19 protein-coding genes are annotated in these 20,801 nt (G+C 48.2%); 5 read left to right on the top strand and 14 right to left on the bottom strand.

Annotated features, from left to right (window positions below; translation table 11 throughout):
* Positions 1-188: hypothetical protein (locus ACQY2K_RS02575; protein WP_428040623.1), on the top strand; the 188-nt coding region annotated here is incomplete at its 5' end.
* Between the two features lie 87 nt (positions 189-275).
* Here the strand turns inward: ACQY2K_RS02575 and ACQY2K_RS02570 are convergent.
* From ACQY2K_RS02570 to ACQY2K_RS02555, 4 genes are read right to left on the bottom strand one after another with little or no spacing between them, the layout of a single operon-like run.
* Entirely contained in the window at positions 276-1,184 is a 909-nt protein-coding gene (locus ACQY2K_RS02570; RefSeq protein WP_177748639.1) for a PfkB family carbohydrate kinase, read from the bottom strand.
* A gap of 3 nt (positions 1,185-1,187) precedes the next feature.
* Entirely contained in the window at positions 1,188-1,871 is a 684-nt protein-coding gene (locus ACQY2K_RS02565) for a SurA N-terminal domain-containing protein (RefSeq protein ID WP_177748637.1), read from the bottom strand.
* Positions 1,872-1,888: 17 nt separating this feature from the next.
* Positions 1,889-2,281, bottom strand: a complete 393-nt coding sequence (locus ACQY2K_RS02560; RefSeq protein ID WP_177748635.1) for a polymer-forming cytoskeletal protein — start codon at positions 2,279-2,281, stop codon at positions 1,889-1,891.
* Positions 2,282-2,305: 24 nt separating this feature from the next.
* Positions 2,306-3,226, bottom strand: a complete 921-nt coding sequence (locus ACQY2K_RS02555; protein ID WP_428040622.1) for a M23 family metallopeptidase — start codon at positions 3,224-3,226, stop codon at positions 2,306-2,308.
* A 63-nt stretch (positions 3,227-3,289) separates the two neighbouring features.
* Between ACQY2K_RS02555 and ACQY2K_RS02550 the strand changes: the two genes are divergently transcribed.
* Positions 3,290-3,769 carry a redoxin domain-containing protein gene (locus ACQY2K_RS02550; RefSeq protein WP_177748631.1) on the top strand — a complete coding sequence of 160 codons (480 nt, stop codon included), beginning with the start codon at positions 3,290-3,292 and terminating at the stop codon, positions 3,767-3,769.
* A 43-nt stretch (positions 3,770-3,812) separates the two neighbouring features.
* Positions 3,813-5,756, top strand: a complete 1,944-nt coding sequence (locus ACQY2K_RS02545) for a DUF2339 domain-containing protein (protein WP_428040620.1) — start codon at positions 3,813-3,815, stop codon at positions 5,754-5,756.
* 36 nt (positions 5,757-5,792) lie between these two features.
* Here the strand turns inward: ACQY2K_RS02545 and ACQY2K_RS02540 are convergent, their stop codons facing one another.
* The 6 genes from ACQY2K_RS02540 to ACQY2K_RS02515 all read right to left on the bottom strand — a co-directional run bounded on the left by ACQY2K_RS02540 (position 5,793) and on the right by ACQY2K_RS02515 (position 15,424).
* Positions 5,793-6,263, bottom strand: coding sequence for a type IV pilin protein (locus ACQY2K_RS02540; protein ID WP_428039588.1), 471 nt, complete (start codon positions 6,261-6,263; stop codon positions 5,793-5,795).
* A 280-nt stretch (positions 6,264-6,543) separates the two neighbouring features.
* Positions 6,544-7,848: an SPL family radical SAM protein gene (locus tag ACQY2K_RS02535; RefSeq protein WP_428040619.1), complete on the bottom strand. Its 1,305-nt coding sequence runs from the start codon at positions 7,846-7,848 to the stop codon at positions 6,544-6,546.
* The gene (locus ACQY2K_RS02530; RefSeq protein ID WP_428040618.1) at positions 7,827-8,765 is read right to left on the bottom strand and encodes an aldo/keto reductase; all 939 of its coding nucleotides are present in this window, start codon (positions 8,763-8,765) and stop codon (positions 7,827-7,829) included. The genes ACQY2K_RS02535 and ACQY2K_RS02530 overlap by 22 nt, the downstream gene beginning before the upstream one ends.
* A gap of 21 nt (positions 8,766-8,786) precedes the next feature.
* Positions 8,787-9,080, bottom strand: a complete 294-nt coding sequence (locus ACQY2K_RS02525) for a YbaB/EbfC family nucleoid-associated protein (protein ID WP_177748621.1) — start codon at positions 9,078-9,080, stop codon at positions 8,787-8,789.
* Between the two features lie 33 nt (positions 9,081-9,113).
* Positions 9,114-12,410 (bottom strand): UvrD-helicase domain-containing protein, encoded by a 3,297-nt coding sequence (locus ACQY2K_RS02520; RefSeq protein ID WP_428040617.1) that lies wholly within the window; start codon positions 12,408-12,410, stop codon positions 9,114-9,116.
* Positions 12,407-15,424, bottom strand: a complete 3,018-nt coding sequence (locus tag ACQY2K_RS02515) for a PD-(D/E)XK nuclease family protein (protein WP_428040616.1) — start codon at positions 15,422-15,424, stop codon at positions 12,407-12,409. The genes ACQY2K_RS02520 and ACQY2K_RS02515 overlap by 4 nt, the downstream gene beginning before the upstream one ends.
* Positions 15,425-15,474: 50 nt before the next feature.
* Here ACQY2K_RS02515 and ACQY2K_RS02510 point away from each other — a divergent pair, with 50 nt between their 5' ends.
* Together ACQY2K_RS02510 and ACQY2K_RS02505 are read left to right on the top strand one after the other, a co-directional pair.
* Complete coding sequence (locus ACQY2K_RS02510) at positions 15,475-15,930, top strand: SixA phosphatase family protein (protein WP_428040615.1); 456 nt, start codon at positions 15,475-15,477, stop codon at positions 15,928-15,930.
* 3 nt (positions 15,931-15,933) lie between these two features.
* On the top strand, positions 15,934-16,713 hold the full coding sequence (locus tag ACQY2K_RS02505; protein ID WP_428040614.1) for an undecaprenyl-diphosphate phosphatase: 780 nt from the start codon (positions 15,934-15,936) through the stop codon (positions 16,711-16,713).
* A 6-nt stretch (positions 16,714-16,719) separates the two neighbouring features.
* On the opposite strand, the gene ACQY2K_RS02500 is transcribed toward ACQY2K_RS02505, so the two are convergent.
* The 4 genes from ACQY2K_RS02500 to proB form a co-directional block, all read right to left on the bottom strand.
* Positions 16,720-17,349, bottom strand: a complete 630-nt coding sequence (locus ACQY2K_RS02500; protein ID WP_428040613.1) for a type IV pilin protein — start codon at positions 17,347-17,349, stop codon at positions 16,720-16,722.
* Positions 17,350-17,553: 204 nt separating this feature from the next.
* Entirely contained in the window at positions 17,554-18,348 is a 795-nt protein-coding gene (gene proC, locus ACQY2K_RS02495) for a pyrroline-5-carboxylate reductase (protein ID WP_428040611.1), read from the bottom strand.
* Positions 18,348-19,649: a glutamate-5-semialdehyde dehydrogenase gene (locus ACQY2K_RS02490; protein WP_428040610.1), complete on the bottom strand. Its 1,302-nt coding sequence runs from the start codon at positions 19,647-19,649 to the stop codon at positions 18,348-18,350. The genes proC and ACQY2K_RS02490 overlap by 1 nt, the downstream gene beginning before the upstream one ends.
* Positions 19,650-19,657: 8 nt before the next feature.
* Entirely contained in the window at positions 19,658-20,800 is a 1,143-nt protein-coding gene (gene proB / locus ACQY2K_RS02485) for a glutamate 5-kinase (RefSeq protein ID WP_428037690.1), read from the bottom strand.
* Position 20,801: the final 1 nt, after the last annotated feature.

Here is a 20,801-nt window from a genome sequence, read left to right as displayed (position 1 = left end):
CAATAAAATCATACAATATGTGCAAAGAGGTTTCTGAAGAATTAATGAATAAGTGGCAAACGGCAACAGATTTACAAGATTATTGCCACTCTATTGAAAATATAAAAGGCTCTATTCGTTTTGAGGAGAAAGATTTGTATTTAAAAATAGACACATACTATACAAATGTTTGTCAAACACTGAAATAATATTCTTAAAAACACCCGGCCCGGGGCGGAAAGCCTCGGGCCGATGTTTTTGTTGATTTCGTTTCGCAAGTTCCGCAATTTAAAGCACTAGAACTGCAACATTTTTACATAGTCTTTTAAGCGTTTGTTAATGTCGCGCTTGGTTAAGTTGGCCAGGCGATCCACACTGAAAGATTCTATCGTAAACGAGGCCATCACGTTGCCAATCATCATCGCGCGCTTAATGGCCTGCAAGGAATTCCAATTTTTCAGGCTCGCCAAGTAGCCCGTAAAACCGCCGCCAAAGGTATCGCCCGCCCCGGTGGTATCGTGGACGTGCTCCAAGATAAACGGCGGCAACTGCGCAATGCCCTTTTTGCTTACCAGCATTGCTCCGTTGGAACCCAGTTTAATTACCACATATTTTACCCCTTGCGAGAGCAAAATTCTGCCGGCTTTAATCAGGTTGTATTCGCCCGTTAATTGGCGCGCTTCGGTTTCGTTTAAAAAGAAGATATCTATCTTTTTTACTACTTCCAGCAGTTGCGCTTTTTTAGACGAAATCCAATAGTTCATCGTATCGCACGCCACCAAACGCGGGTGCTTGACCTGCTTTAAAACAGACAGTTGGAGTTCCGGGTCAATATTAGCCAAAAACACAGCCTTGGCATTTTTTTGCTCGTCGGTTAATACCGGGTTAAAGTTTTGGAATACATTTAAATCGGTAAACTTGGTTACAGCCGTATTAAAATCTTTATCGTAACTGCCGCCCCAATGGAACGTTTTTCCCTCTTTTACCTCTAAACCGGAAAGGTCCACCCCGCGTTTAACAAAAGGGGCGCGGTCCGTGGAAGTAAAATCCGTTCCCACCACGGCCACCACAGACGGATTGGAAAAATAACTCGCGCAGACGGAGGCATAACTTGCCGCCCCGCCCAACACGCGCTGTACGCTTCCGTTGGCGTTTTCTATCGTATCAAAGGCTACTGAACCTACTACCAATACATCATTTTTCACGGGTTAATCCTGTAAGAAAGTTTTAATTTCCACTTCGTTATTGAACTGGTCAAAAAACGCCTTTTGGGCCGTTTCCATTTTGGTTTCCATTAATTGCAGGGCAAAATCGGCGCGGTTCTTGTCAAAATTCTTCATAGAGCCGTGCTGTGTTTTATAAGCATATTTAATTTCTTCGGGCGTTAATTTATAAAAGGAATACAGCACCCCGCGGAAGCGGTCCGCCATTTTACCTTTGCGCAACTGCGCCTCAAACTCGGCCGGGGTTAAACCCAAGGTACGTTTGAGCGCATACTCGTATGCAGTTTTGCTGAAATAACCGTTCTGTGTAAAGAAAGGAGAGTTTTTAATATCGTAGGCTACTTCGTAATCGGACACGGCCAACCCCGATTTTTGCGCGGCCTGGTTCAATACTTCTTCGCTGATAAGCGCGGCCAACATCTGCTGGCGCAAATATTTCATTGTATCCTCGTCCACGTCAATACCTTGGTTACGCAAGGCACGGGCGCGGTCCTCCGCCACGCGGTAGAGTTGGCGGTAAGTAATATCCTCGGAACCGACTTTGGCGGCGGTACTGCTGAAATTACCGCGGCGGTAGGCATCTGCCCCTAAATACACAATGCTTCCTAAAAAGAAAGCCAACGTAACAATGAGAATAATTTTTTTATGCTTAATCAGAAACGAAATCATATGCAAAACTCCTGTTGTTATTTAGATTCTTCCTCGTTTTCTTCGTCCTTGCCGGCGGCTTCGTCCTCTGCTCCGCCAATGGTGCATTGTCCGTCAATGCGCCCGCCTTCTTCCACAATCATTTTTTTAGCGCGGATATCTCCTTTAATAGAAGCCGCAGAAGAAATTTCCAGCATATCGGCACACACATTACCTTCAATCACACCGCCGCAAACAATAATTTCCGCCGTTACATCACCCACAATTTTGCCGTCCGTACCCACAATAACGTGGCGGGCATTATCCACAGAGCCTTCCAAGGTGCCGTCCACGCGCAGAGACCCCTGCACGCTTAACGTACCTTGAAAATAACACTCCGCACTGACAACGGAAAAATGTTCACCGGACGAAAAATCCGAATCCTTCTTCAAAAACCCCATAAACTCCTCCTAGAATTATTTAAAATAGTTGCGCGGATTAACGGCTTGTCCGTCTTTCCACACCTCGTAATGCAAATGCGTGCCGGTGGAACGTCCGCTAGAACCCATAGTGGCGATTTTATCGCCGCGCTTGACCACATCACCCGCCTTTACGCGGATACCCGTGGTGTGGGCATAAAGCGTGGAATAACCAAGCCCGTGGTCCACCAAAATAGCCTGTCCGTAACTGGGAACCCACCCCGCGTGGCGCACCACACCGTCCGCAGTAACCACAATCGGGCTGTCAGGCTTACCCGCAAAATCAAGTCCGTTATGACGTTTGGTACTGCGGTGTCCGAACGGGTCCAAGCGGTAACCGAAGCCCGAACTGATACGGGCAGAAGACGGCCGAATAGAGGGCGTAGAGTTCAACCCCTCGCGGCGGTTGGCAAAGTACCAAGCAATCTCTTGGAACGAAGCCAAGCGCGTTTTGGCCGCATCTTCAATCACATCAATATATTCCCCAAACTCATCTGCATCTAACTCGGTTAAATCTTTATCCCACATTTCTTTAAAGCGGGCATTTTCTTTTTCTTTGGCGGCTTCCCACCCTTTGGGTAAATTGATAAACTTCCCGCCGGGCATACCCAGCATTTGCCGCATTTGCGTATCGGTCGTGCGGGTAAGGTCCAAGTATTTGCGTCCGCGCTCCAACTCGTCGGCAATGAGTTTCATTTTTACACGCATTAAATTGTTTTCGGCCTTGGTAATATTATAGTCGTATGTGCGGATAAAAAAAACAAAACCGTACAGCGTAATTACCAGCCACAGCACAAACACCAACACAAGCGTAAGCACGCGCACTTTAAATTTTTTAGAGGCCCCCAGGCGAGGCATTATCAAAATGTCCACCCGTTCCCCCAGCGCACGCACCAAATGATTGATTAATTTACCCATCTTTTGTATTCTATCATATACGGAGCCCGCACGGGCAGATTTCAATGCTTTAAGGAGAAAAAGATGAAAAAGATATTTTTAGTAATGGCAGCAGCCCTTTTGGCCACCGCTTGTATGCGCTTGCCGCAGGTGCCGACGCTGGGAGAGTTCACTTTACCCATTTCCGGGCAAAAAACCGAGTGGGCCTCTACCGATTACGAGGGGAAACCCGTCTTAATCGTATTTATGGGGTCCTGGTGTCCGTATTGCAAAATGGCTATGCCGTTTATTGATGCCGCCAATGAAAACTTTGGAGGGCAAGTGGAAATTGTGGCTGCTTTCTTAGATGATACCCCCGAACCCGTAGCCAAAGCGGTAAAAGAGCATAATTTTAAAACAAAAGCACTCTATAATGCCGGGAATATTGCCGAAAGTATGGAAGTAAGCGGTCTCCCGCACGTAGTGATATTTGACAAAAAGCACAATGCCGTAAAAATGTGGGAAGGATTTTCCCCCAGTTTGGGACAAGAAATACACGATTATTTAAAGAAAATCAGCAAATAACCCTCACCCGCCGCAATCCGGCGGGTATTTTATAGGAGACAATATGGAAATTTTGTGCGTTATTTTAGTGCTGGCCTGCTTGGGGCTGTTTATTTGGTTAGCCATCGTGCAGGGCAACGTAAGCGACCTTGCTTGGAAAATCGGTAAACTGGAAAAGAAACTGGCGGAATTACAAACCAACAAAGAATTTACCAAAACCAGTAACGAGACCGTTCAACCGGCTCCGTTACCGCCCGCGCCTGTGGCAGAAAAGCCAACCGACACGGTGGCTCCGCAAGAAATAATCCCCAAACCCCAAAGTGAATTTACCATTGTAAAACTATTTTCTTGGATTGGCGGCTTCGCCCTGCTGCTTGCGGCAGGCTTTTGGGTAAAATATGCTCTGGAAAATAACCTCATCTCGCCGCAAATGCGTATCGGCGCGGGGTTACTCTGCGGGCTTACCCTGTGGGTGTGCGGGCTACACCTTAAAAACCCAGGTTATAAAACCACGGCCAATACCCTTTGCGGCTGTGGGTTAGCCATTTGCTACCTGATCGTTTTTGCGGGGCACGCGCTGTATCATTTATTTGGGCTGCCTTTTACCTTTGGGCTAATGGCGTTTACTTCCTTGGCGGCCTTTGGCACCGCCTTTTATAAGAAAACAGCCTACTTGGGCATCCTCGCCCAAATCGGCGCGTTTTTAACGCCGTTTTTATTCTCTGCATCAAACCCCAATTTGCCCTTATTGCTTGTTTACTTTGTTGGTGTAAACATAGCCGCTTTGGGCACGGCCTATTTACAAAAATGGAACAAGCAATTCATCGTTTCCGCTATCTTTACGGCGTGCTGTTTGCTGACGGTTCTTGCCGATATAGATACTCCCGGCGCGCAACCGAATTTAATCGCGGGCTTTATTACGCTGTTTGCCTGTTTTTATACGGTTGGGGCCGTGCTGTTAAAAGACAGCCGCATTTTAACCGCGGGCTTTATCGCTCTTACCATTTGTCTGTTTACCTGTCCGGACAAACCCGGGGCACACCTTTCGGCAGTAGTGGTATGGACCGCTATCACCCACCTGCTTTTTGCCGCAGTGCCCTTTGCATTTAAAGAGCGTTTTGCTACGGATAAACTGGCGTGGGGAACCGGATTGCTTGCGGGCGTTTGCCTGTGTTGCTTTTTACAACACCGTTTGGACCTGTCTAACGGACTTATTCCGTGGATTTTTGCCGTCATTTATAGTGGCTTAACGGCCTATGTGTGGCGTTGGGACACGCTGGGCAACGAACACCAAAACAAACGGCTGGCTTGGATGCTAGGAACGGTTGTCCTATTTTTGACATTTGGCATTGCCTCCCAGTTTGAAAAAGGCTGGCTGACCGTGGTACTTGCCTTGGAAGGGTGTGGGCTTATATGGCTCTACCGCCTGCTTTATGTAAAAGCCCTGATAGGCTTTGGCAAGTGGCTTTTAATTGCCGCCACTGTGCGCTTGGTCTTAAACCCGGCGGTATTAGATTACTATACGAGCAGCAACATTTGGAACTGGTTTTTGGCTACTTACTGCGCTTGCGCGGCCGCTATGTTTGCGGCGGCCAAGGGTTGGCCACAGCCTGAAACGGGCCACACCCGCGCGCTTTTACAAGGGCTTGGCGGACTTATTTTATTTGCGCTGCTTAACATAGAAATTGCAGTGGCGTATTCCAACGGAGGAATCCTGCATTTTGATTTCTTTGGAGAAGTTTCCGCCGCCGCGGCCTACACATTGGCTTGGGCGTTAAGCGGTGCGCTGTGCTTGTGTTTTGCACTTAAACAAAAGGGCACTTGGCTGACCAAATCCGGCCTTATCCTTATCGGTGTGGCCTTAGCCAAACTGTTTTTATGCGATGTGTGGAAATTATCGTTAGGGGCACGGATTATCACACTTATTGGCGTAGCACTCGTACTGCTAGCGATGTCTTTCCTCTACCAGCAAGTGCGGCTAAAAATAAAACAACAAAATCTCCGCTAAAAATTTGGCCCGGAGCAAATGCCCCGGGCCTTTTTATTATTTAACCAAATAACAATTATAACCGCTTTCGGTGGAGCAGGTTTCTGCTTCGCTGTTTGTCAGCCCTTTGCAAAAGGTATTGCCCGCCGTATCGCCCTTGGGAGTGTGGCAATAAAGGCCTTGCCCCGGCAAAACAATAAGCCATCTTCCGCTATATTGCCGACGGCTAATATGCGGCACTCCGCCCACGCCAAAATGATATGTAAAATTTTTAGTAGTATATTGCGTTCCGGCCGTATTTCCCGTACCGGGAAGTGTAATATCCAAATCATTATAACTGGTGGCATAACTGCCGTTTGCCATTTTATAGACTTCCTGTGCCTGATAAATAGACTTTCCCACCGCCAGGGCTTCCGTCCAACGGCTTTTTTCTACGGCTTTTTCGTACTGTGGCACAGCAACCGCCGCCAAAATACCAATAATCAATACCACTACCAACAGTTCAATGAGGGTAAAACCTTTCTTCATATTTTCTCCTTTTGTTTTTGGAAAAAATATAACAAAAACGGCTGTTATATTTGAGCCATTCCGAGTAACCCAAATACAAACAGCCGCGGTTTATTGCCACCCGAAGGCGGCAATAAACACTCAGCACAAAACCGCCGGGTAATTAGTCCGGCAATCTTGCGCCTAAATCGGCTGTTTTTGGACTCGGAATGTGCATTTTTCAATGCGCGCCGTATTCTGCATACGGTTCCAAAAACAGATTAAATTTTTTAACCTTTACAGGCTTTGTGCAACCATTTAATTATAACAAAAAGCCACGGGTAATTTGCGGATCTTCCATACACAAATAAACGTGCGCTTTGGGAAATGCCTTACGCAAAAGCGGCACTAAAAAGCGGTACGCTTCCACGCGCTGACCGTCGCCATAGCGCATTTTCCCGTCAAAATCCAGCAGGAATTCCCCGTCCAAAATCGTATTGTCCGGAAAACGGTTTTCCACCATTTTTTTAAGTTCCCGGCTAAACCGCAATGTCCCCACGCTAATCCAAGCCACTTTGTCATTAGGCAAAGTATCGGCCATTTCCTGTACGGTGCGGGCATAGTCCGGCTGGTATCCGTCGTAAATAACCACCGGGTCAAAATGAAAACCCAACCGGTACCCGGCCCGGGCCACTTGGCAGGCCGCCGCCAAACGCGCGGATAATTGGGGCGTAAAATGTTCGGCATAGTCCGTAATTTTAGCGGAATTTACCGACCACGAAACAACCACATTTTCGCATCCGCCCGCTTGCAACAGGCCGCCAATATTCACACTCTTGGTTTTAAATTCAAATTGCAAGTGCGGGCGCGCGCGGAAGAACGGCACAATTTTTTGGGAATACCGGGTTACATCATCAAACACCAAGGAATCAGTAAACTCCCCACTGCCGATACGGGGACGGTCAAACGGCCCTTTATTAAAAGAAGCCCCGTCAATTTTTGCCAAAAATTCCTCCACATTGGCCGGGAGTAATACTGCGTGCAAATTTTGGTATTGCTGTAAAAAGCAATATTCACACTCAAAACGGCACCCAAACCCCAAATTAATTAAATTGTAGCCACACCCCGCCGCCGCACACGAACACGGACAAGGCTTTAAAAAATCGTACTTTTCGCGGTGGATAAATAAAGTTTCCAAACGCTTGGAAAAGTTGGGGCTGCCCACTTGGGTTTTTCCGTCCGTTTCCTTAAAATTTGCCTTGGGAAAAGCGGCCCGCGCCCGGTCGGACAATTCACTATCCGCTACCGATTTTTCAATATAGACGGTTTTAGGATAAAAGGGACGGACGGTTAAGTCCGCACGCAAGGCCGGATCCAAATCTAATTTAGGCAGGTAAAACCGGTTTTTTTGCGCGGTCTTAAAATTGACGGGATAGCGCCGCGCCAGGAGTTGCTTTTTTACGCCTTCAAAGGTTAAATTTTTTTGTGCCGGTACGACCGCTTGCGGGGCCGCATTTTCCCTTTTGCAAATTTCATACACCAAGCGTGATAATTCTCGCAGTTTATTGACACCCAAGGCAGGCAAAAGGGCCAGTAAATATTTTTCTATTTCATCAGGCAGGTACACGTTTCTCCCTCCAAATATAATAATTGCTGTGCGGATAATAACACCTCTGCGCCCAATACGTTTTGACGCACCTGTTCGGGCTTTCTGGCTCCTAAAAGCACGCTGGTTGCCCCGGTAGCCAAGGCCCACGCACCGGCCACCGCACCGGGCGGGACACCTAATTCTTGGGCTACATTTTTTACGCGCAAAACAGTTTTATTGGCTTCCTCAAAAGCAGGGCCACGATAACATTTATAAAAATAATTACGGGCATCGGCACGGCGAAAATTGGGGGCTTTTTTATATTTTCCGCTTAATATTCCCCCGCATAAAGTGCCATAACCGATAAAACCTATGCCCCATTTGCGGCAAACAGAAAAAACGCTTTTTCCTTTTTGCGGGTGCAAAAGAGAATATTCGTTTTGTACGCTGGCGAGTGGAAACTTTCCACAGGCTTGGCGCAAGTCATCTGCCGAAAAATTACACACGCCTATATAACGGATTTTACCTTGCTCTTGCAATTTAGTTAAAGTTTCCAGGGCCGATTCTAGCGGGATTTTTGGGTCTAAATAGTGGATTTGATATAAATCCAAATAATCGGTCTGTAAACAGGCAAGCGAAGTTTCCAATTGGCGGATAATAGTTTGCGGGGATAAGTCGTGGTCCGTCCAAGAACCGTTTTTAATAAGGCCGCATTTGCTGGCCAACAGCACTTGCTGTCTGCGCCCTTTTAATGCGCGCCCGAGCAAGACTTCACTTTCGCCATAAATAGGCGCGGTGTCCACCCAATTAATGCCTGTGTCTAGCGCAGCGGACACGGTGTTTACCACATCTTGCTCGTCCGTTATCCCCCAATCTAACCCGCCGCCAAAAGCCCAACCGCCCAGGCCCATAGCGGAAAGTGATAACTCCGTTCGTCCCAAGCGGTTGTATTTCATAAAGCAATCAATACCGGCCGGTTATGCTTGCGGCATACCGAAACTGCCCATCGCCTGGGCGGCCATACCTTGACTATCGCGTACGGCTTTATTGATAACGGCCTTCAAATCTTCGGCGATTTCGGCTTCTCCAAAGTTTTTAATAAGCGCATCCACGCGCACTTCTTTTACTTCCTGCGAGCCGGAAATGGTTACTTCAAACAAATGGCGCGGGCTATCCACTTTAATTACCATATTGTCCAAGCGTTTTTTGATTTCTTCCATTTGGCTTTTAAGTTTCCACAAATCTTTTAATTGTCCTAATTTATCAAACATAATCTCTCCTTCTAATTTTTTATATTGTAACTTTTATAAGTCCGCCGCCGCAAACGTACGCACAAAAACAGCACTGCACCGGACGGTTCTACCGGGGAAAATTTTTTCCGCCGCCCGGCGGTAAATATCCAACTGCAAACGGTATTTTTTTTCTAATAACTGCGGCTCTTGCCCCGGCTTAACCTTATCCGTTTTGTAATCTACAATCCACACGCGGTTGTCTGCCGTTGTTAATACGGCATCCATTACGCCGGATTCTACTTCGCCGTTTTCTTCCAAGTACGAAAAAGGCATCTCACACCCCAACACCCGGCACGCGGAAAGTTCGGCAAATAAAGAACTCTGCGCAAACGGCAACAATACTTCCCGCGCCTCGTTGGCTCTGTGTGGTGCGGCGCATTTGACGCAAGCCAATGCAACAGCCTGTTCGGGCACTTGCTTTTGCGAAAGCATTAATTCCAATGCCCGGTGGCACACCGTACCCAACTCCGCCCCGGCGCGCTGTTCCTCGGTCAGCAAATTAAGGTCAGCCAATTCGCTGGGAGCGCGCAACTGGTCCTCACTTATCCACTTTTGGTAACGGGCCTTGCGCGCGTCATATGCCGCGCGCCAACGCACAATATCCTGCTCCGCGCCTTGGCTGGCGGCACTTTCGTTATGACGGTAACGGAAATTTTCCGGAAGTTCATATGCCTCATAGCAAACAGGAACGGTTAATTCTCCGTCCGTCAATGTTTTGGGCAAGGTTTCCCCGTCCGGGAAGAGGCCCGCCGACACGAACGGAGCCGCCGCTTTGGCGGCATCTTTGCGGGCATCAGCAATTAAAAGCATTTTTTCCCGCGCACGTGTTAAAGCCACATACAGAACACGGACTTCTTCACACTTGCCGTGCTTTTTTTGTTCTTCTTCCAAAAAGGCTAAATTTACATCACAAATTTTTCCCACACGCAGGCCGTGCATATTATACTGCCAGGAAAAAATATGCTTCACCGGATCAGCAGACGAGGAGGAATCTTTTTTCGTCATATCCGCCAAAATGACCACAGGAAACTGCAACCCCTTGGACTTATGTACCGTTAAAACAGATACGGCATCCAACGCATCATCAGCGGTGGAAGCAGCCAAACGGTCGGGATGTTCCTCCAACAGCGTTTGCACATCAGCCAAAAATTGCGAAAGGGAAGCAGGCCCATCCGCCGCATATCCGTCCGCCAGGCCCGCCAAACGTTTTAGATTTCCCAGTGTCCGCTCGCCCTCGTAGGCGGCCGCACACGCTTCGGGCAGAAAAGTATCTTCCAAAATATCGGTTAAAAAATCTTTTAGCCCCCGGCGCCCGGCCAAACGGCTGAATTTGTTCAAAACGGCAAATGCGCGGGCCAGTTTTTCTTCGGTAGGTTTCGCATAGAGGGAAAGTTCCCCGCGCTTGGCAACTTGGTACAATTCCTCATCCGTAAACCCGAACAGCGGACTGCGCAGGGTCCCCGCTAACGAAATTTTATCCTCCGGGTCCGATACGGCGCGTAAAAAGTTCAAAAAATCGCTTATCTCCTGTTTGCGGTAAAACTTTTTGTCCGTTTCCACATTAAAAGCAATACCGCGGCGGCGAAGAGCCTCGGTATAGGGTGTGGCGGTGGTGGCGGCCCGCGTGAGCAGCGCAATATTCTTCAACTGCAATTTGTGCCCGTCAGCCAAGGTCAAAACCCCTACATTTTGACTAATCCAATCCGCAATGCGTTCGGCCTGGTTATCGCGGAAGTCGTCCGCTGACGGCACCTTTTCCCCTTCGGGCGCAGGCACAAAAATCCATTGAACAGCCCCGTTGCGCAGCGTCTTGCCGGTGTAAATGGGCACGTAAGCAGGCTGAAAGGCCGTTTGCTGAATCATCGCGCGGGAACAAACGGAATTGGCTGTTTCCACAATTTCGGGTGTGCTGCGGAAATTCTCCTGCAAAAAGCACTTTTCGCCGCCTTGGCGCAAAATCAAATCGGTAAACAATTCGTAAGCCGTAATATCCGCCCCGCGAAAACGATAAATAGATTGTTTCGGGTCGCCCACTACATACAATTTGCCCGGCTCCAACCGCACCTCTTGCCAGCGGGAAGCGTGCCTGTTTTTAGCCTCAGCCAAAAACAGCAACAATTCCCCCTGAACCGGGTCGGTGTCTTGAAATTCATCAATAAACAGTACATCAAATTTGGCTTTTAACTGCTCCCGCACAGACGGATTTTGCAAAAGTAAATTGCGGGTTTTTACAATCAAATCGTCAAAACTGAGCAACCCTTCCCGCGCATAATCCTGGCGGATAAGGGCCGTAATGTCCTTGACCAAATTATACGCGGACAGGAAAATATACTGTTTTTCGGGTGTGGTTTTGCCCGCAAAATCAATAAGCGAACAAGCCTCCTCAAAAGATTCGTCATCCCAACCTTTGGCTTGGTCCCCCGAATTTAGTTTCACATATTCGCCTGCGGGGTCCGAAAAGGGTTCCCCTTTCAAAAAAGCGGCTGTTCTTTTTAATGATTCCGCCGCCCACACAAGCATTTTTTCCACTTTGCGGGGTTTCTTTATTTCCGCAGAAAAGGACTCCGCCATTTCCTTAGCGCGGGAGGATTTTTCCAAGCACGAAGCCGCCAGTAAATTTTGGTGGGCATAATAATCGTAAGATTCTATTTTGCCGCTGCACAGTTCCGCCGCGAAGTCTTTTAAGTCTGGTAAGGAAATTTCCCCCAACACCTGTTTCCATTGTGCGGCACGCGGAGCATTAAGGCCCAGTTCGCTATCCAAAAAAGCGTTCCAGCGGGCATTAAACAGTTGTGCGGCCTTTTGCCCCGCATCTATTTGGGCATTGGGCGAAAGCCCGGCTTCCAACGGGAACGATTTTAAAATATCCGCGCAAAAACCGTGAATTGTACCGATAGAAGCCCTGTCCAAACGCGAGAGCGCGGCTTCGGCACGCTGTACCAAATCTTCGCGTTGCACCTCCGGGAAATACTTCCGCAAAAGTGCCAGCGTACTGTCTTGCTTTTCTGGTTGTACACCGTCCGTTTTTTGCGGAGTTTCTTCTGACCCTTGCTGTTCTTTGGCTATTTCTTTTTTGACGGCAGACACCAAATTTTGCAGTTTGGCGACAAAGCGCGTTTTAATTTCGGCGGCGGCTTTTTCGGTAAATGTCAGCGCTACCAATTTTTCAACCGGTGTATTTTGCGCCAGCACCGCCAAACACAGGCGGTCAATCAGCAGCGTGGTTTTACCTGTACCGGCTCCGGCCTCCACCACAATATTTACGCCCATACGCGTTTGCGCTTTCAAACGGTCCTCGGTAAAACTCATTTAATCGCCTCCTGTAATGATTTATAGGCCGCACTCTTACGCGCCCGCAAAAGTGATTTGAAACTGTCGCGGCGGCACAACGCGGCATACGGACAATATTGGCATTTTTTCTCTTTATCATCCGGATTGATAAAGAAAATTCCGTTTTTCACATAATCTGTCAGCAATACCAAAAACCGGCACGCACGCGGCAAAACATCTTCAAACGCGGCGGGAGGTAAATCGCTCCGGTGGTATTTGGGGCCAATAGCCAACAGGCAAGACCCTGCCGATCCGTACCCTTTCAGTTCCTGCATTTGGCGCGCAAGCAATACATACACAAAGGGCTGAAAAATCAGGTGCTTAAAAATATCAGAAGCCAAATCTTTCGTACCCTTGCGGGAAGATTTATAATCGTCAATGCGGAAAAGTTTATGCTTTTCATCCACGTCCACACGGTCAATAATTCCGCGCAAGCGCAAAGGTAATGCGGCAGAAGGCTCCAACGAAACGGGAATTTCAAACTTAGCGGGTACAAAATCGCCTTGGTCGTGCAAATCATCCAGCACAAAGTTACCCAGTAAGTCCTTAATATCTTGCAACAAAAGTTCCCACACTACGGGATAAATACCGAATTGGCGGTAACTGTCCGCGCCGTAATGTTTTTCAACCGCTTGGTTTAAATACTCCAAGGCGGCTTCATCAAACAATTCGTGAGTGAGACCGCGCTGATACAGGTCCTCGTAAAAATCCTTTAAAATTTCGTGATAAACAGTTCCGCGCATATTAGGCGGAAGTTCCTGGCGGCTTAACGGGTCGTCCTCTTGGCGCAGTTTAAGCCCCTTTTCAAAAAAGATACGCATCGGACATTGGCCTAACTTTTGCAAAGTAGAAGGAGAAAATCCTAATTTGTTTTCTTGCGCAAAAATATCGGCACCGCTAGTAATCACGCCGTCATAGGCATTCAACGGACCGTTTTCAGCCAATCCTTCCGCGGCGGCCAACGAATCTGCCATTCCAGGCGTAAGCAGTTGCGCAAGGGCATATTTTTTAACCGCATTTTCCGGGGTAAAAATAAAAGTATAGGAAAGTTCCTTCGGAGTTAAAAAAGTCTCTGCCACAGCGGATAACTTTTCAGACAGGCGGCCGCTGACACGCAAGGTGTCTTCCCCTTGCCAGTTTATAAGCGCGGCACGGGCCAGTTCAGCCAAATAAACAGACGGAGAAATTTCCTTGCCGTCGGAACCGCGCCGCGCATAAAGGGCATAGAGTTTTTCTCTTGCCGAAGATGCCGCCGCAAAAAAGAAGAGTTTTTCCTCATCTCCTCTATCTAAACTTTGGTTAATCCAATAGCCCAGCACATCACGCAAAATATAGCGGTGATAATCACGCAGGACGGGGTCCTCCGGCATTAAAAGCGGAAAAACTTTATCGTTTAGCCCCAGCAAAAATACGGCCTTAAACGAAAGTCCGCGCGCACGCACGGCATCCGTAAACACCACGCCTCCGCGGACCGTTTCGGCCTCGTTAAATGTAAGTCCGCGCACCGCGTCGGACAATTCTTCCAAAAACTCGCCAGCCTGTGCCTGAGGACGCAACACACGGTATGAGGCCAAACTTTGAATACGCTCGCATACTGCGTGATAAATTTCCGCATCCTTTCCTTCAAAAACGGCTGTATCAGTCAGTTCTTCCAGCAAGGCCAATGCTTCCTGCGACAAAACGCCCCACTCCTCCGCGCGGCCTAATTGCTCCAAGCGGTCTTTGATGTGCGTGAGCCACGCTAAAAACTCCGGGTCATAATTTTTTGTTTGCGGGAGCAAATCCTGCCATTGGCTGAAATCCCGGTTGACCAAAGAACGCGAAATGAGCGCGCGCCATTTATTTTTGGAAGTGTGCTTAAAGTATGGCGAGGACACCAAAGATAACACCAAATTACGTTCAAAACCATTTTGCGCCAAAGCAAACAAATTCAAGCAAAAAACCCCCAGCGGATAATGCGTAACCGGATAGGAAAAAGAGGCATTTAGCGGAATACAATTTTGCTTGAACACGCGGCGGAGTTCATCTTGGTATGGAGTTACCGTGCGGGCGATAACCGCAATATCCGCAAAAGAATAGCCGTCCTTTTCCACCAGACGTAAAATTTCCTTGGCTGTAAAAAACAACTCGCCGGAAGCATCGCCTGCGCTGACAATTTGCAGCCCGGGGGCGGGTACTCCTTCCCCGGCAGAAAAAATGCTCTGCGCAGTTTTTCCCAATGCTCCAAAATGTCCCGTTTCCACATTTTCCCCGCCGGAAGACAACCAGTTTGTTTCAAAAAATTTCCGGGCAAAGCGGTATGCCGGGTGGTTCATATACGGCGCAAAAACAGCCCCCAGATAATGCCCGCGCAAACGGTTGACCAACTCCAACTGCCGTCCGGGCATATCATAAAAGCCATAAAATACAATTTGCTGAAATCCTTTTAAAAAGACGGATTTTTCCACTTGCGAAAGTGCCCGCTCAAAAGCCGCCTGATAGGGGCGGTAACCCGGCACCTCTTGTTGGGCTTGCAAATAGCGGCGGTAGAGGCAGTTTAACCAAACAAGGCGCTCCTTGTCGGCTTCCAAGGCCCCGTCGTCCGAGGTGCGTAAATACTCATCCATCACGTCCGGACAGACCAGGGAGTCTTCCAAATCGCGAAGCGAACTTTTAACCGCCTGCACAAATCCGCGCGAAGCAGGATATCGGTTTAACCCCGGCTCCTGCAATAAGTTCTTAATCAAAAAATCGCGCAAATTATCTTGCGGCAGGAGCGGCAAGGTTTCGCCGGGGGCCTCGCCATCCAGAACGGATACTAGCGCGCCACCCGTCATAAAATGAATATTAGCCGCCGCGCCAAATTCCCGCGCTAAGCGTTTTTTTAACTGGTTGGCCACCAAGCCGGAAGAACAAATCACCAGCCACGGTGCCAACATATCCGCACGTTCGGCACAGACGTAACGGACAAAAGCATTTTCCAACGAAATGTAATGGGCGTAAAAGAGTTTCATAAAATTGTAAAATAGAGATATTATTTTATCTTACATTTTTGGAAGCAAATATGAAAACGCTTATTATCGTACGCCACGCCAATGCGTTATCCGGTTGGGAAGCCCGAGTAAATACCGACGCAGAACGCCCGCTCTCGCCAGCAGGCATACAAAAGGCCGGCAAAACAGCCCAAGCCTTAAAAGCCCGAGCAATTGCGCCGGACATCATTTTAACAAGTCCTCTTTTGCGCGCGGTACAAACGGCTGAAACCATATCGCAAACCATAGGCGGACAAATTTCCAAAGAAACTGTTTTAAACGGCCTGCACGCAGACCGCGAAGTGTGCGAATTTTTAGCAAACCAAATGCAGGAGCATAATACGGTAATCGCCGTGGGGCACAACCCCAGTGTAGCCTATGTACTGCATTTATTTTGCAAAGAGATACACCATTTTGCGCCAGGTTCCTTTGCCGTGCTGAATTTTGAAAATCCGCACCACCCCCAATTAACCTATTTCGGAGAATAATCTATGACTATTTTTGATGCTGTTTTACTGGGCCTTTTACAAGCCTTAGGAGAATTTTTACCCATTTCCAGTTCGGCCCATTTAGCCCTGCTGCCGTATTTTCGCGGGATGGAATATCAAGGGCTGGCATTTGACGTAATGCTCCACGCGGCCACGCTGCTCGCCGTACTTTTGTACTTTGCCAAAGATTGGTTTGTGCTCATCAAGGACGGACTTACCCGCCCCACCACCCAGGAAGGGCGCAAATTATGGTACTTAGCCGCCGCCACAGTGCCTGCCGCAGTTGCCGGACTTTTGCTAAATGATTTAGCCGAAAACACTTTTAGAAATCCGCTGATGATAGCCGTTTGCTTAATGGTGTTTGCCTGCTTGCTCGGTTGGGCTGATAAAAAGGGGCGCAAAAATCCCGATACACCCATTTTATTTAGTACGCTAATGATTATCGGCTGTGCACAAGCCCTGGCACTTATGCCCGGCGTATCACGCAGCGGCATTACCATTACGGCGGCACTCCTGCTGGGTTTATCCCGAAGCACCAGTGCCCGGATTTCCTTTTTGTTATCCACCCCGATTATTGGAGGGGCCACTTTACTGGAATTGCGCCATTTGACCCCGGCAGATTTTAATATGCCGCTTTTATGGGGCTTTGTCAGCGCATTTTTAGGGGCCTTACTCGTTATCGGCTGGTTGATGAAATATATCAAAACGCACAGTTTTAATGCGTTTGTTTATTACAGGCTGATTTTAGGCTTGGTAATTATAGCGTTTTACTTTTGGAAATAGCGCAGTTTAAGGCTCAATTATATAAAAGAAATTTTCTCCGCCAATAGATGTTTTACGTGTTCCGCCCTCACTTACACACGCTTTTTGGGCGGCTTTATCGTCGTCATAAGCATAGCATAAGGTTTGGGGTGCATTTTCGGTTTGATCTAACCACATTTCCCAAGCACTGTGCCCACCTATGCAATGCAAACTGCGAGGTACTGACCCCAAACTACAAGTTACTTTATTGGTAATAGACCAAAGTTCCTTATGATTAGAAATCTGATTACCTGGCAGGGAAATATCCAAATCTTCAAAATTCTGCGTATAAGATCCATTAGCCATATAATAAAGTTCTTCCGCATCTTTAAGCGATTTTACCAATATTTTTAATTGCACCAAACGACTTTTTGCCACCGACGTTTCGTACTGCGGAAGTGCCACCGCTGCCAAAATGCCAATAATGAGCACGACAACTAGGAGTTCAATCAAGGTAAAACCACTTGTTGCCGTGCGACCACTTGCACTAATGATGTCATTCCCGAGTGTTGTAGTCGGGAATCTGTCGTGTTTCTTTTTTGATAACAACGGATCCCCGACTAAATTCCTCGGGGATGACGGCAACAACAATAACAAAACAGAAGTAAATTCTTTCATTTTTTCTCCCTTCAAGGCCTTTATATTTGAGCGAAACAGCCTTTTATACGCGTTTTTATACAGCGGATACATCCGGGTACGACCACCGCGATTTATCAAAATTTTAACAAAAAAAAAAAACGAAACAACCCCTTTAAAAAGAACATCAAAAAAGCGGAGCAAAACTTTAATAGTTTTGCTCCGCTTTTCTCTGCGAAAATAAACTTATTTGGCAAAGGCTTTGGCTTTTTCCACCGTGGCACCAATCGTGTCCGCCAAAATCTTTTTTAAGTCCGAGGCGGCCATAACGTCCATACCCGCCGCAGTACAACCGCCGGGAGTAGCCACCTTTTGGGCGAGTTCCGCCGCAGAAAGCCCCGTGCTTTCCAACATTTTAGCCGCGCCGATAACCGTTTGTAGCGCAAGTTCCGCCGCCTGTTCCTTGGGCAGCCCATAAGCAGCCCCCGCCTGCGATAAGGCATCAATAAAATAATATACAAACGCCGGGCCGGAACCGGATACCGCCGTCGCCGCATTAAATACAGGCAAAGAAACCTCAAAGGTTTTACCCAATCCGTCAAATACGCCCATTACTTCCCGGCGGGCGCGCTTGGGGGTTTCCGGCGCAAAGTGGAAAAGAGTTACCCCTTCCCCCAATGACAAAGGTGTATTGGGCATAATACGGATAACGGGCCATTTCGGAAGCACTTGCTGGATTTTTTCCACACTCCACCCCAAGGCCATACAAATAAGCGGCTTGGCATTTACGCCGCTAGCCACAATTTGCTCCAACACAGGCGGCACTTGCGCTGGCTTAACCGCAATAAACAGCCAGTTTGCATCGTGAATAACGCGCATATTGTCCGTGCCTGCTTCAATCCCCAGTTCACCGCGCAGTTTAGCGGCGGATGCTTCCGTATGAACAGAAGCCAAAATATCCTCTTTGGCCCAACCGTGCTTTAAAAGTCCTTTAATAATGGCTCCGCCCATTTCTCCGGCGCCAATAAAACCTAATTTCATTATTTGCTCCCTAATTTTCTATGCGTAAACGGTTTTGCATCCGGCCCCACATAATCGGCCACAATCTGCCCGTTTCCGTACAACTTATATTTATAAATCGTCAAACCGGCCAAGCCTACCGGGCCGCGCGCGTGTGTTTTGCCGGTGCTGATACCCACTTCGGCACCAAAGCCATAACGGTAGCCGTCGGCAAAGCGCGTGGAAGCGTTGTGATAGACCCCCGCCGAATCCACCAAATCCATAAAAATTTGGACCTCGTCGTGATTGGCAGTTAAAATACAATCCGTATGGTGCGAGCCATAGCGGTTGATATGTTCCACGGCTTCCAAAATATTTTTGACCTGCTTAACGGAAAGTTTTTTCTCTCCGTATTCGGTATGCCACTCCTCTACCGGGCCAGCAACCGGGGCCAGTTTTGCGATATCTTCCCCGCCAAACAGTTCCACCCCGTGCTTTACTAAATGTTCCAGCAAGTCCTTTTTAAAGGGTTCGGGCCATGCTTCATCAATCAGCAGGGTTTCTACCGTATTGCAAGCCGAAGGATACTGCGTTTTGGCATCGGTGCAAATTTGCTTTGCCATTTGTACGTCAGCCGAGCGCGCCACATAAATATGGCACACCCCGTCTGCGTGCCCCAACACCGGTATTTTGGTATTGGCTTTTACATACGCTAACAGCGAATTGCCACCGCGCGGAATAATCAAATCAAAATATTGATCAAGTGCCAACATTTGCGCCGATTCCTCGCGCGAGTGAATTAAATTAAGCGCATACGGCGGATAACCGGGCACAGTAGCCAAGGCATTTTGAAGCACTTTGGCAAGCGCATCATTGGTATATTGTGCTTCTTTGCCGCCTTTTAACACCGCAGCATTGCCAGACTTAGCAGTAAGTGCGGCAATTTGCGGCACAACATCGGGACGGGCCTCAAAAATAACACCTATTAAACCAATGGGACAGGAAATTTTATACAGATTAAGCCCCTCGTCCAATTCCGTGGCGGACAACACTTGCCCGACAGGGTCCGGCAGTTCTACCATTTCTTCCACTCCGCGGATAACTGTTTCCAGTTTGTCGCGCGTCAGTTTCAGGCGTTCATAAAGGGCCGTCTTCATTTTTCCGGCTTCCACGGCTTCTTGTGCGGCCTGTAAATCTAATTGGTTGGCCTGCAAGATTTCATCCGCGTGCACCCGCAAGGCACACGCCATTGCGTTTAAGGCGCGGTCTTTGGCTTCCGGCGGCAAGGCACCCAATACATAAGAAGCTTCTTTGGCCTTGGCGGCAATTTCACATACGTTCATACAAATCCTCACAATAAAACAATGTTGTCGCGGTGGACGGCTTCGTCATAATTTTTATAGCCGATTTTCTTGGCGATTTCTTCCGAGCGGCGGCCGGCTATTTTGCGGCACTCCTTGGACGAATAGTTTACAAGGCCGCGTGCAAATTCTTGCCCGGCTTCGTCCAAAATGGAAATGGAATCCCCGGCTTCAAACTCGCCCGCTACGGCTGTAATTCCGGCAGGGAGCAACGAAGACCCCTTTTCACACATTGCCTTTTTGGCGCCATCATTTACGGTAAGGCCGCCCGCCACATTGGTAGCGTAGGCAAGCCACAACTTTTTACCGGGCAAATCTTCCACAGGCAAAAAAAGTGTTCCTTTAAAATCAGGCCCGAATACCGCAGAAACCGCACCCGGTTTTTTCCCATATGCAATAATCATAGCCGCACCCGAACGCGTAACCACTTTGGCGGCTTCCAGTTTTGTTTTCATACCGCCGCGTCCGCGGGAAGAGGCGCAAAAGCCCAAGGCTTCTATTTCCGGAGTAACACCCTTTACCACATCAATCAGTTTGGCATTTTTATCCTTGCGCGGATCGCCATTATACAATCCGTCCACATCACTCATTACGCACAGCAAGTCGGCATCCATCCCGCTGGCAACCAATGCGGAAAGTTTATCGTTATCGCTAAAACACACATTAACGCCTTTTTCTTTATAGCCGCGTAATTCGTTGGTGGAAACGGTATCATTTTGGTTAATCACCGGAATACAACCCAGTTCAAGCAAGCGGTTTAAGGTATCACGCAAACTCAAATAGCGGCTTCTGTGGGAAAAATCATCTTCGGTGAGCAACACCTGTGCCGCCACCACGCCCAACTGTTTAAAACCGTCCTCGTACAATTTCATTAGGCTAATCTGCCCCACCGCCGCGCAGGCTTGCTTTAAAGACACCACATCCGGCGCACTCGTCAACCCCAGGCGGCGCTTGCCCACACCCACGGCCCCGGAGGTAACAATCATTACTTCCTTGCCTTGGGCACGCAAGGCGGCGATATCTTCCATAAAAGAATATAGGCGCGACAACGCCAAGTCGCCGTTATCGGTGCTTAATGCGTTGGTGCCGAATTTAAATACAATACGTTTTGCTTTTTTAATCAGGGTTTTCATA

The sequence above is a fragment of the Candidatus Avelusimicrobium fimicolum genome, assembly GCF_021632165.1.
Classification (GTDB): domain Bacteria; phylum Elusimicrobiota; class Elusimicrobia; order Elusimicrobiales; family Elusimicrobiaceae; genus Avelusimicrobium; species Avelusimicrobium fimicola.
The sequence above is the reverse complement of the archived record's forward strand: the minus strand, read 5'-3'. Positions and strand labels throughout refer to the sequence as shown.